The following is a 15,513-nucleotide window of genomic DNA, read 5'->3' as shown; positions in this document are numbered from 1 at the left end:
GCTCCGATTGTTTTTTATATTAGGTTATTAAACAATGAAAAACATAATATCAACAGCTTTGAATAGCTGGTTAAAAAGCCCTCAAAAATCTGTTTTACTGTTTGATTCAATTGCTGCCGCTAATGAAGTTGCTTTTATGCTCAAAGGTGAGTGGGATGGCTGCAATGGTGCGATCGTTTCTAAATGTGATGAAGTAGCTATTAATACTGCTGCTACTCTAATGGAAGCTGCATGGTGTTATCAAGGTGCTTGGGTTGCTGTTTCACATCGATTGACAACAGATGAACTTTTGCGTCGTTATACAATTGGAGAAAGAAATTTTATTAATGCTAATTTGAGATGTGCCAAGCTTTGTTCGCTTGTTTTGAGTGAAGTAAATTTAAGTAGGGCGAAACTAAATTTGGCTAATTTGAGTGGAACTAATCTTAGTAAGGCAGACTTAACAGCAGCAGATATACAAGATGCTAATCTCAGCGATACTAACTTGAGTCGCTCACAGTTGGTTAGAGCTAATTTCATCTCAGCAAATCTGTCGCGGGCAGATCTAAAAGGAGCAAATTTAAGTCATGCTTGCTTAAGAAATGCCAATTTAAGTGAAGCAGATTTGAGAGGCGCAAATTTCTCTCAAGCAGACTTAAGAGGGGCTGATATGAGTGGGGCGCTTTTTGATAATTTTTGATAAGTCTAACATGCCCGACTTCTCAACAGAAGTCAGGAATCTGTGTTTTTAAGCACATCCTACCGCAGATAGGTTAATTCGCAGAGTTTTCAGTAGAATAGAACAATCTTAAGGTAGAAATAGAAACTTTACCTTTGATTGATGAACCTTTTGCAGTTATTCGACAAAATCTGGCTGTAGCCACAGAGGTTCATCTTCTCCAGGAAATGAATAATCAAAGCGATCGCGATTCATCAAAAACTACAAAAAGACAGCAAGAAAAAAATATACAAAATATACCAGAATCGCCACATGGTTGGGAAAACCTGAAGTGGCTTGGGCCGAGTTTTTTATGGATGCTTTCGGCTGCGGGTTCTGGTGAATTGCTATTTACACCCAGAATTGCCGCATTCTATGGCTACTCTTTGCTATGGGCGTTACTTGCTGCTGTGATTCTGAAATGGTTTATTAATGGTGAGGTAGGTCGCTTTTCAGTTTGTACTGGTGCAACTATCCTAGAAGGTTTCAGGCAACTTCCTGGGCCGAAAAACTGGGCTATCTGGCTGATATTATTACCACAGTTAGTGGTAGCGATTTCTACTGTTGCTGGGCTGGCAGGAGCTGCTGCTACGGCACTGATTTTGGTTACTCGAGGAGGTGTGCAACTGTGGACAGTAATCATCATCGTTGTCACGGCGGCAATTGTTTTGTTTGGACAATACAACTTAGTAGAAAAGATTTCTTCTTATGTAGGAATTGCTCGCACAGTTGCAGTGGTAACAGCTGCTATTCTGGTTTTTCCTAATGTTCGTCAACTAGCAACTGGATTAATACCGCAAATTCCACAGAATATACAGTATCAAGAAATACTACCTTGGTTGGGTTTTATGCTAGCTGGAGCAGCTGGGTTAATGTGGTATTCTTACTGGGTTGAAGCTAGAGGATATGGTGCTGCTAGTGTTAAGGGAAAAGAAAGTATAGATCCCAAGCAACTCAACCAGGAGCAAAAAAAGAAATTACGCGGTTGGTTAAATCTAATGGCTATATCCAACACCTTAGCTGTGGTTGGTGCGCTATTGGCAGCATTGTCTTTCCTGATTCTCGGTGGTGAGTTGCTACGTCCACTGGGAATAGTACCACAAGAAAATCAGGTAGCAGAAACTCTGGGAAGACTACTAGGCGATCTTTGGGGGCCTTTTGGCTTCTGGTTTATGGTGGCGATTGTTTTTATCACCTTTTGTAGTACTGTACTGTCAGTAGAAGATGGTTTTGGACGGATGTTTGCTGATGGTACGCAGATTATTGTCCAGGGTTTTGGTGTGCGTGGACGGTGGACTAACGAGAAGTTCTTGCAGCGTGTTTACATTGTAGTTCTACTGACAGTTTTACCAATAGCTGTTTATTTGTTCTTCGGTCAACCTGTTGGCTTACTGCAAACAGCAGGCGCAATTGAAGCTGCCCACATTCCCATTGTGACTGGACTTACGCTCTACCTTAACCACCGGATGTTGCCAAAAGAACTACAACCATCAAAAATAATTTTTGCTGGTACAGCGATCGCAGGAATATTTTTTGCCGTATTTGCATTGATCTATCTTTTACAACTCCTGGGAGCGATCTGAAGAGCAGAGCTTACACAACACGTAATCAAAAGGGACTGCAACTGATACGGAGAAAATTATGGCCAAGATTGGATATCACGCTTCCCACGAACAATTCAAACCTAGCGAACTGTTGAGATATGTGCAGATGGCAGAACAAGCAGGCTTTAGCCTTGCTCTGTCTTCCGATCACTTCCACCCTTGGAGTGAGCAACAAGGACAAAGCGGTTTTGCTTGGTCGTGGTTGGGTGCGGCAATGCAAGCAACTCCTAAGCTTTCCTACCGCATTGTTTGCGCTCCTGGGCAACGGTATCATCCTGCAATTGTTGCTCAAGCAGCTGCAACTCTAGCAGAAATGTTCCCTAACCGCTTTTGGCTTACAGTTGGTAGTGGTCAAGCAGTGAATGAACAAATTACAGGAGATAAATGGCCTTGCAAGAGCGATCGCAATGCCCGCCTCAAAGACTGTGTTGATATCATCCGCGCTCTTTGGGCTGGGGAAACCGTTACTCATCACGGTTTGGTTTGCGTTGAAGAAGCAAAACTTTATACCCGTCCGCAAATCCTTCCTCTAATTATTGGTGCTGCTGTCACCGCAAAAACGGCAGAGTGGTTGGGCAGTTGGGCAGATGGTTTAATTACGATCTCTCACCCACTAGAAGAATTGCAAAAAGTGGTTGATGCTTTTCGTCGTGGAGGTGGAGAAGGCAAGCCAATGATTTTGAAAGTACAGCTTTCTTATGATCGCGATGAGGAGGCAGCAAAACAAAAAGCACATCAACAGTGGCGCAACAATATTTTCAAGAATATCGTCATGACAGAATTGCGAACTCCCCAACAATTTGATGCTGCTGGCGAGTTTGTCAAACCAGAGGAACTATACGAACACATCCGCATTTCGGCTGACTGCTATCAGCATATAGAGTGGTTGCACAATTACATTGAATTGGGTTTTGATGAATTAATTCTGCACAACGTCAACCAAGAGCAGCAGCAGTTTATTGAGGTTTTTAGTGAAAAGGTTTTACCAGCTTTGGTGTAAAATGCAAAAAGCTAGTAACAAAAAATACAAAATTTTCATATTCAGAGTTTTCGCTGTGATCGCATTGACAGAAGATTCAAGTATTTATAGATAGTATTTGCTAGTTAATATCTGTTTGAGCAAAATAATTTTTAATCTATCACCTATGAGAAAATAGCCAAAGTCTTAGTAATTTTTAGTACTTCTATATTCAGTTGACATACTTACTAAAAACAGGCGATTCTCCTCATATATAGACAGCAGTGATAGATGGGAGAAACGAGGAATGAGAATCTTGCTCATCGAGGATGACGAGGTTTTAGCCGATATCTTGTCGCGATCGCTCCACAAGCAAAATTATGTTGTAGATATCGTTGCGGATGGAGAAACTGGCTGGGAATATGTCGAGAGTACTAAATATGACCTGCTTTTAATGGATGTGGGACTACCAAAGTTAGATGGTATTACTTTGTGCCAGCAATTGCGCTCTAAAGGCTTTTTGACTCCGATTTTATTAATGACAGCTAAAGATGCTAGTAGCGATCGGATTCGCGGACTGGATGCAGGTGCAGATGATTACCTAATTAAACCTTTTGAGGTCGGTGAACTTCAAGCACGGGTAAGAGCGCTGTTGCGTCGGGGTGATGTCCCTCGTACTCCTGTATTACAAGTAGGCGCACTACGGCTAGATCCAAGTATTTGTGAGGCTAAGTACGAAGATAAGCCACTAGAATTAACACCCAAAGAATACAGCCTATTGGAGTTATTCTTGAGGAATCCAGCACGAGTTTATAGTCGGGGTGATATCATCGAGCATCTGTGGACATTTGACGATCCTCCTCAAGAAGAAAGTGTAAAGTCGCACATTAAAGGTTTGCGGCAAAAGTTAAAAGCAGCAGGAGCATCAGACTGGATTGAAAATGTCTACGGTGTAGGATATCGGCTAAAATCACATTCTCAGGAAAAATCTCAAATCTCAAACTCCCCAACCAAAATTTTCAATCCAAATGTTGAACAGCAGTTCAATCAAGCGATGAGTGGGATGTGGAACCAGTATCAAGAACTAATGGCAGAACGAATACAAGTACTGCAACAAGCCGCAGGAGAGTTGCACACTGGAAAATTAGGTTCTGATTTACACCAGTCTGCGGGGCGAGCAGCACACAAACTAGCTGGTGTGTTGGGAATGTTTGGCAAAGAAACTGGTACCCAGACGGCGCGAGAAATAGAAAGGATTCTAGAAGGGGATAGTAAGTTATCAGCAGCCCAACAACGTCAGTTAATATCACTCATAGAGAAGTTAGACAACTTATTAAATCTGAAAAAACAGGGGAAAGAGGACAAGGGGACAAGCGGACAACGAGTTGAGGGAGTAATAAGAGTAAATTCTTCCCCATCTTCCCCATCTCCCCTATCTGCTCCACTCCCTCCCCTTCCTGATGCCCGTTTACTGCTCATCGATCCCGATCTGCAATTAGGCGCACAATTGCAAAAATTAGTACAGACTGGGGATATTTACTGGAAACAAATTACTAAATTAGAGGATGCTAAACACTATCTACAAAATACATCACCCGATTTGGTAGTACTAAGTATAGATGAGGCGGGGTGGCGAGAAGAAAGTTTGGCATTACTATTAGACTTAGCCAATCGTACTCCACCTCTGGCGGTACTAGTGCTTGCTGCTGTTGATGGATTGGTAGATCGCGTCACAGTAGCTCGTGCTGGAGCACGGGGATTTCTGGCTAAACCCGCCACAGCTACTCAAATTTGGAATACTGCATTACAGATATTACAGCGCAGCCGTTCCCAAGTAATAAATGTACTGGTTGTAGATGACGATCCAGTAATGCTAGAGATACTGCGCCCGATGTTAGAACCTTGGGGTATCAGGATGACAGAACTAGAAGATCCATTACATTTTTGGGAAGTACTCCAAGCTGTCATGCCGGATTTGTTAATTTTAGATGTGAATATGCCTCAATTGAGTGGCATTGAGCTTTGTCAGGCAGTTCGTACCGATCCCAATTGGCAGGAATTACCAATTTTGTTTCTCACTGCTCATCGGGAGATGGAAACGGTACAACAGGTGTTTGCTGCTGGTGCTGATGATTATGTTGTCAAACCCGTAGTAGGTGCAGAATTGTTAGCACGGATTACTCATCGCTTAGAACGCGCTCGCTTATTACAAGCTTTCTATACCAAAGACTTGATCACAGGAGTTGCAAATCAGCCTCAATCTGATCGAGATTTGCAACAGTTCATTATCCATGCCCAAACACACAGTCAGTTGGTTTGCCTGGCAATATTCAGCGTAGCTGACTTACGACAAATAAATATTCAGTATGGTCACGAAGCAGGTAATCAGGTATTACAAAAATGGGGCCGCCTTTTTCAATCTACATTTCGTGGCGGCGAAGTTGTGGGTTACTGGGGAAATGGAGAATTTGTGGTGGGCATATCAGGTTTAACAAAGGCTGAAATGAGCGATCGCCTCTCGGATGTTTTAACTACCCTCCGCCAACAAATATTCATAGCTGCCGATGGAACTCGATATCAAGCTATATGTAACTTTGCTGTAGTTGAGTATCCAACAGATGGCTTAAATGTGGCATCTTTGTACCAAGCTGCCAGTAGCATTTTGGAGATTAGTAAAAATGAATAAAATTCTGAAGCCAAAAGCAGGATTTAAGATTGATAATCAGAAGAGAAACTGCAAAAACTTTCCAAGTTTTGGTTGTTTGGCAGAAGGCACATCAATTTGTATTGTTATATTTTGCACCTATTTTTCGACCGCCAAAAAATAAATTTCAAGGGCTAAAAGCTTTAGCTTACTAGACATATCTTCTAGTCCGTTTCAACGGACTTTGGCTATAAGACTTGTACTTTTGTACAAGGGTGTTCAAGGTGAGGTGCAAGATATGTGTATTGTCTATTTATAAACTGAGTAATGAATTATCCTATTTTAAATTGGTGTTAGCAGACTGCTGACGGTTTATTGTGCTACTATTCTGAATTCTATAACTAAATTTATAAATTTGTAGTATTTATTTACATTTTTTGCTGTAATCTATTTCAGTTTGTAACTATTTGCTTAACTGGAATAAATATTCCTTTAGACTGATTCTTGCAATGGAAAACTTTGGGGATCAGCACAAATGTATTTAGTGAGTTTTCTTTGTCATGATTTTGTAGTTGCTGTTTCATGTGTAGCTTGTATTCTTGGTTTGGCTTTACTGTGGAATAACAAACAACAAAATGATGAAGCTGAAATCACAGAACAAATATTGTTTAGAATGAGCTTCTCATACTGGCTAGTTTACTGTATTGCTTTTGGTATAGAAAAAATTGCTTTACCGCATTGGGAAGCAATACATATGACTTTAAGAATCACCACTGCTTTATCATATTTTTTAACATTTTCTTGTATTGTCAGTCTGCCCCTACACAAGTTTGCTGTACGGCATGTTCAGGAGTAGGTACAGATGCTTCGGTTCCGAAGCGTTTCTAAATTAGTCGCTAATGGCTAATAGCTAATGGTTAATGGCAATGAACAATTAACCTAGAGTGCAAGCGGGTTTTAACAAAAATCTCTTTTTGACGATAAAAGCTCTGTAACAAACCCGCTCCTACTAGCCAATAAATTATTGATTAATGATGCATGGCGATCGCAATCGCTTCTTCAAGTTGATTCTGCTGCAAAGTAGTAAGGATAAATACTTCTTGTACTGTTTTACCTTGACGGGCGATCGCTTTAAAACCCCCCCGAATGGGTACCGACACCCGCAATTGCAAGTTCGGGCAATGACCTTTCACTCGTCCAATCTGTCCTGGGGTTATGGTTTGAATTCCATCCTGTTTGCACAGACGTTCGAGGATGGGAATCAAACCAGGGATATGGGTTGAGTGATTCCAAACTAATCTGCCATTTTTAGGAGAACTTGCCTTACGAGCGTCTGGGGTAGGTTTTTTCATGTTATTTAGTTATGCTGCTTCCAGAGGAGCCATCGTCAGACCGGCTCGACGTAATTGTTGATGATAAAGTTCAGCTGGTTCTTGAGGCCCAATCCAGACAATAGCTTGACCCTCGTAGTGTACTTGGTTAGTGAGTTCCCAAGCGCGATCGCTAGTCATACCCGGAATATACTTTATCAAACATTCAGCTACGTGCTGAAAAGTATTAAAGTCATCATTCAAAACAATGACTTTGTAATTTGGATAGGTCTTGCGGGTAACTTGACTAGACCGTTCAGGAGCTACAGTTGGTGCCGTTGCCATCCCGTAAAAAGCTGCTGAAAGTCTGGTAACCATAAATACTTAACCCAAGTTTTTCCAAAACTACACTACAAATTATTAGTTTAGTTCATGGTAGGTGGATAGTGGATAGTGGTTAGTGGTAAACAACTATCTACTAACTACTATCTACTATCTAATTACTTCCAATCTTCCCAATTTTGGTTAAAAATCGAGGTATCAGGGAATGCAGTAGGGTTACCGTTTTTCTCTAGCAAACGCTTTAGGGCTTCCAGTTGGGGTTCTGGTCTAGGTAAATTATCTACGAGTTGATAAGGTGCGACATTATTTTTTAGCGCAAAAGCCGCTGTAGTTCCTGCTGCGGCTCCAGATGACCATTCAAAGGAATGTACCCGATATGCTGCGGCTGCGATATGACTGGTAGCTATACTTTTACCTCCTACCAACAAATTATCTATTTTTTGTGGAATCATTGCTCTCAGCGCGATTTGGAAGGGGTAAGCTTGTCCAGCCCCGCGCCTTTCACCTGCACGTTCTGTATTTCCAGGTGCTTCTGGCGGGCTTTTAGTCATACAAGGGTGGAAGTCAATTGCATAGTGACCAATACCTATAGCATCGGGGAAGATAGTAGAACGAGTCCGCCGTGCTACATTTTCTGGTCGTTTTTGTCCAGAAAGAACTGATAAGGCTTCCAAGCCAGCTAAGGCTGCTTTCAGACGGCGATACTCTCCTGGTGGTAGAGTTTTACTATAGTACTCATCGTCGTAGTTGCGGCGAGAAATGTCAATTTCCCAAATCGCAAATCCATCGGGAGCGCCCCAACTTGGGCGTCCGATGATACGCCGCCCTTCGCGCATATACGGATACTTTGATAAGCCATGCGCTGTCCCCATTGGCGAATCTAACCCAGACAGAAAGCGATTGTTTGGTTGTGGTTTTTTGACACCATCTCCTAATTGGGAATCAGTAGTACCTGCCACTAACCAGTAATAAAAACCCAAAGCATTTTCTTCGCCTCTACGCAAAGTTTCTGTCCGCAGTCCGCCCATCCAACCGCCTGGTTTTAACTGTCCGGTAGCTTGGAGTTGTTGGCGAGTGTAAATCAGATTATCTTTGGAGGTTCCAGGACGGTAGTCATTACCCCAAGTCCAATTTTGCATGGAAATATCACCTGGGGTAGGAACTGTAAAGGTTATGCCCCCAAATTTAGTTGTTTCCCCTGTCTGGGGACTCCAGATCCTGCGATAGGTAAAAACTAAAGGAAAGCTTGCCAACCGCGACAATTCATAACTGTAATAAGGTGCATAATTTGGATAAAAAGAAGGCATTGTTTGGGGTTGTGGTTGTTCGGTTGCCTCCATCGCAAAGGTATAAGTAAAGCCTTGGGTGCAGTAGGGATCGTTGTTGGCACTAGAGGCAGAAGGTTCTAAGTAAGAACGAGCATCAATACCCAGGCGGTAGGGAACATCAGCAAGGGCAATAATTTCCCCTGTTTCACTAGCGTCTACAACATACCAGTTAGGGGCATTACCTTTTTGTTTTTGTCTCGGAACCAAGCGGATGATGTTTTTGGTAAAGCGAGAAGAGTTCTGATAGCGATAGGCGTCTTCGATGCTTTGGGATAAAGTAAAAGTGTTTAGGGGTGGGGCATTGGGTGCTGGCTCGTGTTGGATGGCGATCGCGCTATTGATTATTTTTCCATCCGGACTAATATTCAATTCCTTAACAACTGTGTTCGGAAGCCATTGCAACTTGCCTCTACCTTGTTTTTCCGCATTTCTGAGCATGGATCTCAAGATTTCATGCCCGTCGCGGGGTAGATAACAAGAATCGCTTACCCAGCAATCACCGGGGTTGAGCTTTCCATACTTGCGCTCAATCCGTTTTCGCAGTTCCAAGTAACCACGAGAGTAGTATAGCTTGGCGCGTTGAGTTGGTCGTTCATCGAGTGCAGAGGTTCCTTGAGAAGAAATTTGTCCTCCCAGCCAATCAGTAATTTCTGTAAGACAAACCGTTTGACCTGCCAGTAAGCCTTCGTAAGCTGTAGCGGCACCAGAAAGTCCGCCACCCACAACGAGAATGTCACAGTTTAAGGTTTTGTCGGGTGTTCTCGGTGGTGCAGCGACTACAGAGTAAGGTGCAATAAAACTAGAGATGAGAGTGAAACTAATTAAGGATGATAGACGAAAACTAACTAAGTATTTGCCCTTCATATAGATATGATTCCGTTCAACTCCTAAATCAGGACTTAGGGTTGCAAGTTCAGCCATCTTGCACCCTTGCATTGACAGCAGAAAAAGCAACCATATGGGTTTATATACGTAAAAAGCAGAGATTTTTGCTTTTGCTAGGTACTTTATCAGTTCTTTGAGGTGCTAGCACCCTTAAAATCTTATTTTCACGTTAATTCACATTAACAAAGTGTAAATAAAGCTTACAGTTCAAGAACCATCAGAATACCTTCTGCAACTAGCAACCTGTAAGCGATCGCTCACTCGACTAACCCGTTCCGTCAAAAACGACTTTTGAGATACTTTTCCACCCTCCAAAAATAGGACTAGTGGTTCATCGCATGAATTATGAGTGCAGAATGATTTCGTAGCCAGGACTTTAGTCCTTGATGAGTGCAGCACTGTTTGTGCTTACTACAAACCTATCAACACTTTTGCGGCAGATCACTAATAATTGCTAAAGCAGGTTAATTGTCTCAACTACAAGTACCATCTTAACCGTCGTAGTAGAGATGTTAGCACTCCGTTTAATCCATAACATGGTAATAGTGAAGTTTTCTCAGGTACTATGACTAATCTCCAAGACTATAATCCTAGTGGCATTGGTCAAATCAATGGCAATCTCTTTGGTTTACCGTTTGATTACGAGTCTGCAAACTTAATTGTCTTTGGTGTGCCGTGGGAAGTTACTGTTTCTTATGGCGCAGGTACTGCCAATGGGGCGCAACGAGTTCTGGATGCCTCACCTCAACTAGATTTGTTCGATTTCGATCATCCTGATGGATGGAAACAGGGAATTTTTATGGTAGAGATTCCCCAAGACTTTCTAGAGAAGAATAAGTATTATCGTGCTTTAGCAGCAAAAATTATCGAGCGATTAGAGCAAGGAAAACTACTAACAGACACACCAGATTTAACACCTGTTCTCACAGAAATTAATCAAGCTTGTCAACAGGTTAATCAATGGCTGTTTGAACAGTGTCAGCAAGCAATGAACAATGGTAAGCGAGTTGCTGTCATTGGTGGCGATCACAGTTCACCATTAGGTTATTTCCAAGCATTAGCGACTAAATACACAAACTACGGCATTTTGCATATCGACGCACACGCAGATTTACGTGATGCCTATGAGGGATTTGAATTTTCTCATGCATCCATTATGTTTAATGCCATGAAAATACCGCAGATTTCTAAATTAGTGCAGGTGGGTTTGCGTGATATTTCTCATGATGAAGTGCAAATGATTGGCGAATCAAACAGTCGAATTGTTGCTTATTACGATCCAATTCTTAAACAAAAGCTTTACTCTGGAATAACTTGGATTGAGTTATGTCGAGAAATTATTGGTCATTTGCCAGAGTATGTTTACATTAGCTTTGATGTAGATGGGCTAGATCCAAAACTATGTCCAAATACAGGTACTCCTGTTCCTGGTGGCTTGGAATTGGAGCAAGCTTTTTGTCTGTTTCGTGAATTAGTAAATAGTGGTAGAAAAATAATCGGTTTTGATGTTTGCGAAGTTGGTGACGCAGAGTGGGATGGTAATGTTGGTGCGCGAATTGTTTACAAATTGGCAAATTTGATGGATTTATCACAGCAAAAATATCAAGCTTAATTATGTGGCTATCTTGCTTTGCAGCTATAAAGTAAACCTAACATTTAGGCTGTATTTGTTAATGCCAAATACATATATTCCAGGTTGGAACTTTACAGATTTTGCTGGTTATTTTTGTCAGAAGCCCGGTGATAAAATTCTGATAGAAGACCCAGATAGAGACTTTGAGAGACTTGACTTTATTAATTTGTAGAGGATTGTGCTTATAGATGCGATCGCCAAGCATCTTCCGCCAAGAAATGAATTTCTTTGCTAAAAGCTAAAGTCTGATAAATCAGACTAGGTAAGGTTCTCAGTTAGTTTTAACTGACTTGAACTTTGCATTCAAAATAAATCTGTACTGCTTCTACACAGTACAGATTTAGAAACTTAGGTAAGTATTCAGAAATTGATGTGCGATCGCAACTCGCAACTACTGATACTCAATCTTAAACCATGATCAGTTAATGCCTAACGGCGAACTTGGTTAGAGATATCTTTGCCTGCATTTGCTGCATTTTCTCCTACGTCACGAGCAGTTTCCTTGGCACCCTCTGCGTAGCCAGAACCAAATTCTTTCAAAGCTTCTCCTGATTGCTGCCCAATTCTCTTCAGTCTTTCTCCAGGATTGCCTTCTGTTTCGCGAGCTTCTCTATTCCATTGTCCTGTCGTTTTTGGTCTTTGGGCATCATTCTGCTGTACCTTTTCGCGCACTTTCTCGGTCAAATTTTGGTTATCATTACCAAAAGCAACATTTGTTGTTAGCAGCAGACAGCCAACTATAATAATAGACAAAAAACGCTTTACTTGTAGTCCCTGAAGCAGGGAATTGATGCTAGCGAGCGCTTTAGAAAATAAACTTGTCATGCCAATACTCCATTAGTTAATTCTAGTCTTTTCCCAGTTTTGAGCCATTCTTGGCTTACTCCAAATAACGAATGGAGTTATAGGTAGCAATAAAATATAGTATGATTTCAACCTATTCTCAAGCCAATTGACTCTTTTGAGCACAAATTAAGATTAACTGTAAACAAAGTAATTCTCCCTCTAACAAAAGTCATAGCTTGATTATGGAAAATAAAGGTTTCTTTGGACAGTTGGTTAGAGCCTCAGCTATGTCTTAGAGGATATGTAGCATTAGTAAACTAAGTTATTTTCGATAGAATGGCACTTTTACGCTTACTTTTAAGTTGTTATAAGAAAAACAAGCTCATATTCTAGTTGACAAGACTTACGCACGAGTTATGGAATAATATCCTGGTTCGATATTATGGCCAAACTTGGTTGTAATGATGACGCGATCGCGCAATTCCCATCCTGCCACAAATTTGCCAATCTAAGACTAGCTTGTCCTATGTGTATACAAGTCTGCGGTATCAATGTAAGTGTTAAATAATTGACGCGCTATCTCCTGTTCGGCTTCCCAACTCCATTTTGTCCTGAAAGTGCTTATGCAGTGATCGCCTGTTTCAAAGGTTCTGTCATATTTTCTGATCAAGCGATCACTTCTAATGGCAAAATCACTGTAAACGTAGATCCTTTACCAAGTTGTGAAAGTACTTTGATTTCACCGCCCATTAACTCAACCAACCGGGATACGATTGCTAAACCCAATCCTGTACCATCAGAACCTTGTAGTTGTATACCGTTGGCTGCACGAAAATAGGGATCGAAGATTTTTGCTTGGGCATCAGGGGAAATGCCAACACCACTATCACTCACAGAAATAGCCCATTTTTTCTCACAGATTACCCAGCATTCCAACTCAATTGAACCAGATTCTGTGTATCGAATCGCATTGCTGAGTAGATTGGTGAGAATTTGCTGAAGCCGAAGCGGATCGATGATCGCTTTTTCAGGAGCGCGATCGCAATTTACAATTAAGGATAGTTCTTTGGCACGCGCTATTGGTTCTATAGTCTCTATTACTGAGTTGATTAACCCACGCACATCGGTTTGAGTGGGTTGTAGTTTCATCTTGCCGGCATCATGACGCGAAATTTCCAAAGTGTCGTTAATCAACCGTAGTAGCAATCTACCACTTTTTAAGACTCGCTCAATACTCTCAAGATTTGGATAAGAATCCTTAATTTCCGGTTGTGTTTGACGATGCTGGCGCAAAAATAGATCTGAGTAACCAATAATTGAAGTCAGAGGCGTTTTTAGTTCGTGAGCTAAATGAGAGATACTATCTTGACTGGCTTGAACCAAACGAGTTAGCTCTTGATTATTCAATTGCAACTGGCTTTGGAGTTGTTCAAGTTCTTGTAGTCTTCCATGGGTATAACTATTGAAGCAACGAGCGATCGCTTCGTCAATGACTGTATCAATTAGGCGCACAGCCCGCAGCATTTCTGTTGGAGTTGCCTCTAATAAATCTTCTTCTAAAAGGGAAAAAATTACAAACCTGAGTAAACGATACTCTCGTGCAATTTCTGCTGGCTCAAATTCTTGTTCTGCGCGAATCCTACCGTGATCGAGACTTGCATCAATTACTGTTTGCAAATCACTACTTACAGATTCAGAAAGTACTGTTGCTAATGCTTTTAAAACACGCGGTAAGCTGTTCTTTACAGCGTTAAAAGTCAGCTCTTTCGTAGCTGCAATTTGTTGATCTTGGTAAACTGCTTCTACCCACTTGTCTATGATAGTATCACTTTTTTCAATTAGAATCTGACAAAAATCCATCTTCTGCTTAACCAAAGATAGTAAGCCCAAAGCCTCTTCAACTAGAAGTAGCTTAATGTGTTTGATTAAGCGATCGCACCCTACGTAAGATGGAGGTTAGTCATTAGTCATCAGTCATTGGTAGGGGCGGGGGCGGGTTTATTTAGATATTTCGTCATCCTAGAGAGATTGTTGTTAAAACCCGCCCTTACAGTAGTTAGTGGTTTCTCCTCCTTGCGCCCTGCACCCTTCACCCTTGCTTCTTTCTATCCCTTGTCCCCTTCTTACATCTTCTTTGGTTTGCGCAACTTTTTGGAACTAATTGGCCCTAACAGTTGGTTAAGAGAGCGCAATTGTTCTGCGGTACCCATTGCTATGACTACGTCTCCTGGCATAAACACCGTATCAGCAGTAGGCCCACCGATAAGATTGCCATCAGTGCGGCGGATAGCAAGAATCAATGCTCCTGTTTGCACTCGCAATCTTGCTTGCCCTAAAGTTTGCCCCACAACTGGACAAACACCCGGTTCGAGCAAATATTCTTCCATATACAATTGTCGATCTGTACCTGAGATAATACCATCTACAAAGTCCATCACCTGCGGTCTCAGAGCGGCAGCAGCCATCCGCTTTCCACCAGTAATATAAGGAGAAATCACAGCATCTGCGCCACCACGCTGCAACTTTTGCAAAGCTTCTTCTGTACTTGCTCGTGCGATCGCTCGAATACCTGGATTTAGATATTTGGCGGAAAGTACTGTGTATAAATTTTCTGCGTCGGAAGGTAGGGCTGCGACTATACAAGCGGCCCTTTCAATACCCACCCTCAATAGAGTTTCATCCAATGTTGCATCACCCTGATATATCGTATAACCCATCTCCTGAGCCTTACGCACTGATTCAATATCTGAGTCAATAATTACAAAAGATACACCTTCTGCCCGAAATTCCATGGCAATTTGACGACCAGTCCGACTAAATCCACAGATGATATAATGCCCTGATAATGATTCCATTGTGCGTCGCACCTGTTGCAGTCGAATTCTTTCTTGAAAGTAGCCTTCAATAACGGCTTCTGTAAATCGGTTGACTATATAACCGATAGTAATTACCCCCATTAAAATTAGGGCAATGGTAAACAGTCGTCCTCTGTCACCCAACGGATGTGTTTCACCGTAGCCAACAGTAGCTAAAGTGATAACTGTCATGTAAGCTGCATCTTCCCATGACCAACCTTCCACAAAGCGATACCATAAAGTACCGATGAGGAGAACACCCACAAGGGCAACAACCCCTGCCATTAGCTCTTTTTGAATGCGTTGATATTTTTGTTCCAGAGTTGAGTACACAATTTTTACCACCGCCACTCGTTTGAGGATAACTGAGGGTCAGCCTAAGATGAAGTAAGTAATAGCTGAGAATCAGAAATTTTTTAAAGATTTCTATCAAGCTAGTGATTTAGTATACCGTAGAGGATTTTCAGGAGC

The 15,513-nt window shown here is 41.7% G+C and carries 12 protein-coding genes; 6 read left to right on the top strand and 6 right to left on the bottom strand.

The genetic code is table 11. The features are described from left to right. The first annotated feature begins 34 nt into the window (after nt 1-34). From QUB80_RS23855 to QUB80_RS23835, 5 genes are all read left to right on the top strand, one after another. Complete coding sequence (locus QUB80_RS23855) at nt 35-679, top strand: pentapeptide repeat-containing protein (RefSeq protein ID WP_289791967.1); 645 nt, start codon at nt 35-37, stop codon at nt 677-679. A 206-nt stretch (nt 680-885) separates the two neighbouring features. Further along, nucleotides 886-2,280 (top strand): Nramp family divalent metal transporter, encoded by a 1,395-nt coding sequence (locus QUB80_RS23850; RefSeq protein WP_336622342.1) that lies wholly within the window; start codon nt 886-888, stop codon nt 2,278-2,280. A gap of 58 nt (nt 2,281-2,338) precedes the next feature. Beyond that, nucleotides 2,339-3,301: a TIGR03885 family FMN-dependent LLM class oxidoreductase gene (locus QUB80_RS23845; RefSeq protein ID WP_289791965.1), complete on the top strand. Its 963-nt coding sequence runs from the start codon at nt 2,339-2,341 to the stop codon at nt 3,299-3,301. 265 nt (nt 3,302-3,566) lie between these two features. Beyond that, a complete protein-coding gene (locus QUB80_RS23840; RefSeq protein WP_289791964.1) occupies nt 3,567-5,945 on the top strand; it encodes a response regulator in 2,379 nt (792 codons plus the stop codon). Nucleotides 5,946-6,438: 493 nt separating this feature from the next. Further along, nucleotides 6,439-6,759, top strand: a complete 321-nt coding sequence (locus QUB80_RS23835) for a hypothetical protein (RefSeq protein ID WP_289791963.1) — start codon at nt 6,439-6,441, stop codon at nt 6,757-6,759. A gap of 172 nt (nt 6,760-6,931) precedes the next feature. Here QUB80_RS23835 and QUB80_RS23830 read toward each other — a convergent pair whose 3' ends face one another. The 3 genes from QUB80_RS23830 to QUB80_RS23820 form a co-directional block, all read right to left on the bottom strand. Then, nucleotides 6,932-7,255, bottom strand: coding sequence for a DUF2103 domain-containing protein (locus tag QUB80_RS23830; RefSeq protein ID WP_289791962.1), 324 nt, complete (start codon nt 7,253-7,255; stop codon nt 6,932-6,934). A 9-nt stretch (nt 7,256-7,264) separates the two neighbouring features. Then, entirely contained in the window at nt 7,265-7,591 is a 327-nt protein-coding gene (clpS, locus tag QUB80_RS23825; protein ID WP_289791961.1) for an ATP-dependent Clp protease adapter ClpS, read from the bottom strand. Between the two features lie 122 nt (nt 7,592-7,713). Next, entirely contained in the window at nt 7,714-9,747 is a 2,034-nt protein-coding gene (locus QUB80_RS23820; protein WP_289792125.1) for an FAD-dependent oxidoreductase, read from the bottom strand. A gap of 586 nt (nt 9,748-10,333) precedes the next feature. Here QUB80_RS23820 and speB point away from each other — a divergent pair. Continuing rightward, nucleotides 10,334-11,380 (top strand): agmatinase SpeB, encoded by a 1,047-nt coding sequence (gene speB, locus QUB80_RS23815; protein ID WP_289791960.1) that lies wholly within the window; start codon nt 10,334-10,336, stop codon nt 11,378-11,380. 450 nt (nt 11,381-11,830) lie between these two features. Here the strand turns inward: speB and QUB80_RS23810 are convergent, their stop codons facing one another. The 3 genes from QUB80_RS23810 to QUB80_RS23800 all read right to left on the bottom strand — a co-directional run bounded on the left by QUB80_RS23810 (nt 11,831) and on the right by QUB80_RS23800 (nt 15,375). Next, nucleotides 11,831-12,226 carry a hypothetical protein gene (locus QUB80_RS23810; RefSeq protein ID WP_289791959.1) on the bottom strand — a complete coding sequence of 132 codons (396 nt, stop codon included), beginning with the start codon at nt 12,224-12,226 and terminating at the stop codon, nt 11,831-11,833. Nucleotides 12,227-12,853: 627 nt separating this feature from the next. Further along, complete coding sequence (locus QUB80_RS23805; RefSeq protein WP_289792124.1) at nt 12,854-14,047, bottom strand: sensor histidine kinase; 1,194 nt, start codon at nt 14,045-14,047, stop codon at nt 12,854-12,856. Between the two features lie 263 nt (nt 14,048-14,310). Continuing rightward, nucleotides 14,311-15,375, bottom strand: coding sequence for a potassium channel family protein (locus tag QUB80_RS23800; protein ID WP_289791958.1), 1,065 nt, complete (start codon nt 15,373-15,375; stop codon nt 14,311-14,313). Nucleotides 15,376-15,513: the final 138 nt, after the last annotated feature.

Origin of the sequence: Chlorogloeopsis sp. ULAP01 (assembly GCF_030381805.1) — a bacterium.
Taxonomy (GTDB): Bacteria; Cyanobacteriota; Cyanobacteriia; order Cyanobacteriales; family Nostocaceae; genus Chlorogloeopsis.
The sequence above is the reverse complement of the archived record's forward strand: the minus strand, read 5'-3'. Positions and strand labels throughout refer to the sequence as shown.

What these genes read in the sequence shown, in the direction of transcription:
- clpS (WP_289791961.1), bottom strand. Translation starts at nt 7,591, where the DNA reads ATGGTTACCAGACTTTCAGCAGCTTTTTACGGGATGGCAACGGCACCA.
- QUB80_RS23840 (WP_289791964.1), top strand. Translation starts at nt 3,567, where the DNA reads ATGAGAATCTTGCTCATCGAGGATGACGAGGTTTTAGCCGATATCTTG.
- QUB80_RS23820 (WP_289792125.1), bottom strand. Translation starts at nt 9,747, where the DNA reads ATGAAGGGCAAATACTTAGTTAGTTTTCGTCTATCATCCTTAATTAGT.
- QUB80_RS23810 (WP_289791959.1), bottom strand. Translation starts at nt 12,226, where the DNA reads ATGACAAGTTTATTTTCTAAAGCGCTCGCTAGCATCAATTCCCTGCTT.
- QUB80_RS23805 (WP_289792124.1), bottom strand. Translation starts at nt 14,047, where the DNA reads ATGGATTTTTGTCAGATTCTAATTGAAAAAAGTGATACTATCATAGAC.
- speB (WP_289791960.1), top strand. Translation starts at nt 10,334, where the DNA reads ATGACTAATCTCCAAGACTATAATCCTAGTGGCATTGGTCAAATCAAT.
- QUB80_RS23835 (WP_289791963.1), top strand. Translation starts at nt 6,439, where the DNA reads ATGTATTTAGTGAGTTTTCTTTGTCATGATTTTGTAGTTGCTGTTTCA.
- QUB80_RS23850 (WP_336622342.1), top strand. Translation starts at nt 886, where the DNA reads ATGAATAATCAAAGCGATCGCGATTCATCAAAAACTACAAAAAGACAG.
- QUB80_RS23845 (WP_289791965.1), top strand. Translation starts at nt 2,339, where the DNA reads ATGGCCAAGATTGGATATCACGCTTCCCACGAACAATTCAAACCTAGC.
- QUB80_RS23855 (WP_289791967.1), top strand. Translation starts at nt 35, where the DNA reads ATGAAAAACATAATATCAACAGCTTTGAATAGCTGGTTAAAAAGCCCT.
- QUB80_RS23830 (WP_289791962.1), bottom strand. Translation starts at nt 7,255, where the DNA reads ATGAAAAAACCTACCCCAGACGCTCGTAAGGCAAGTTCTCCTAAAAAT.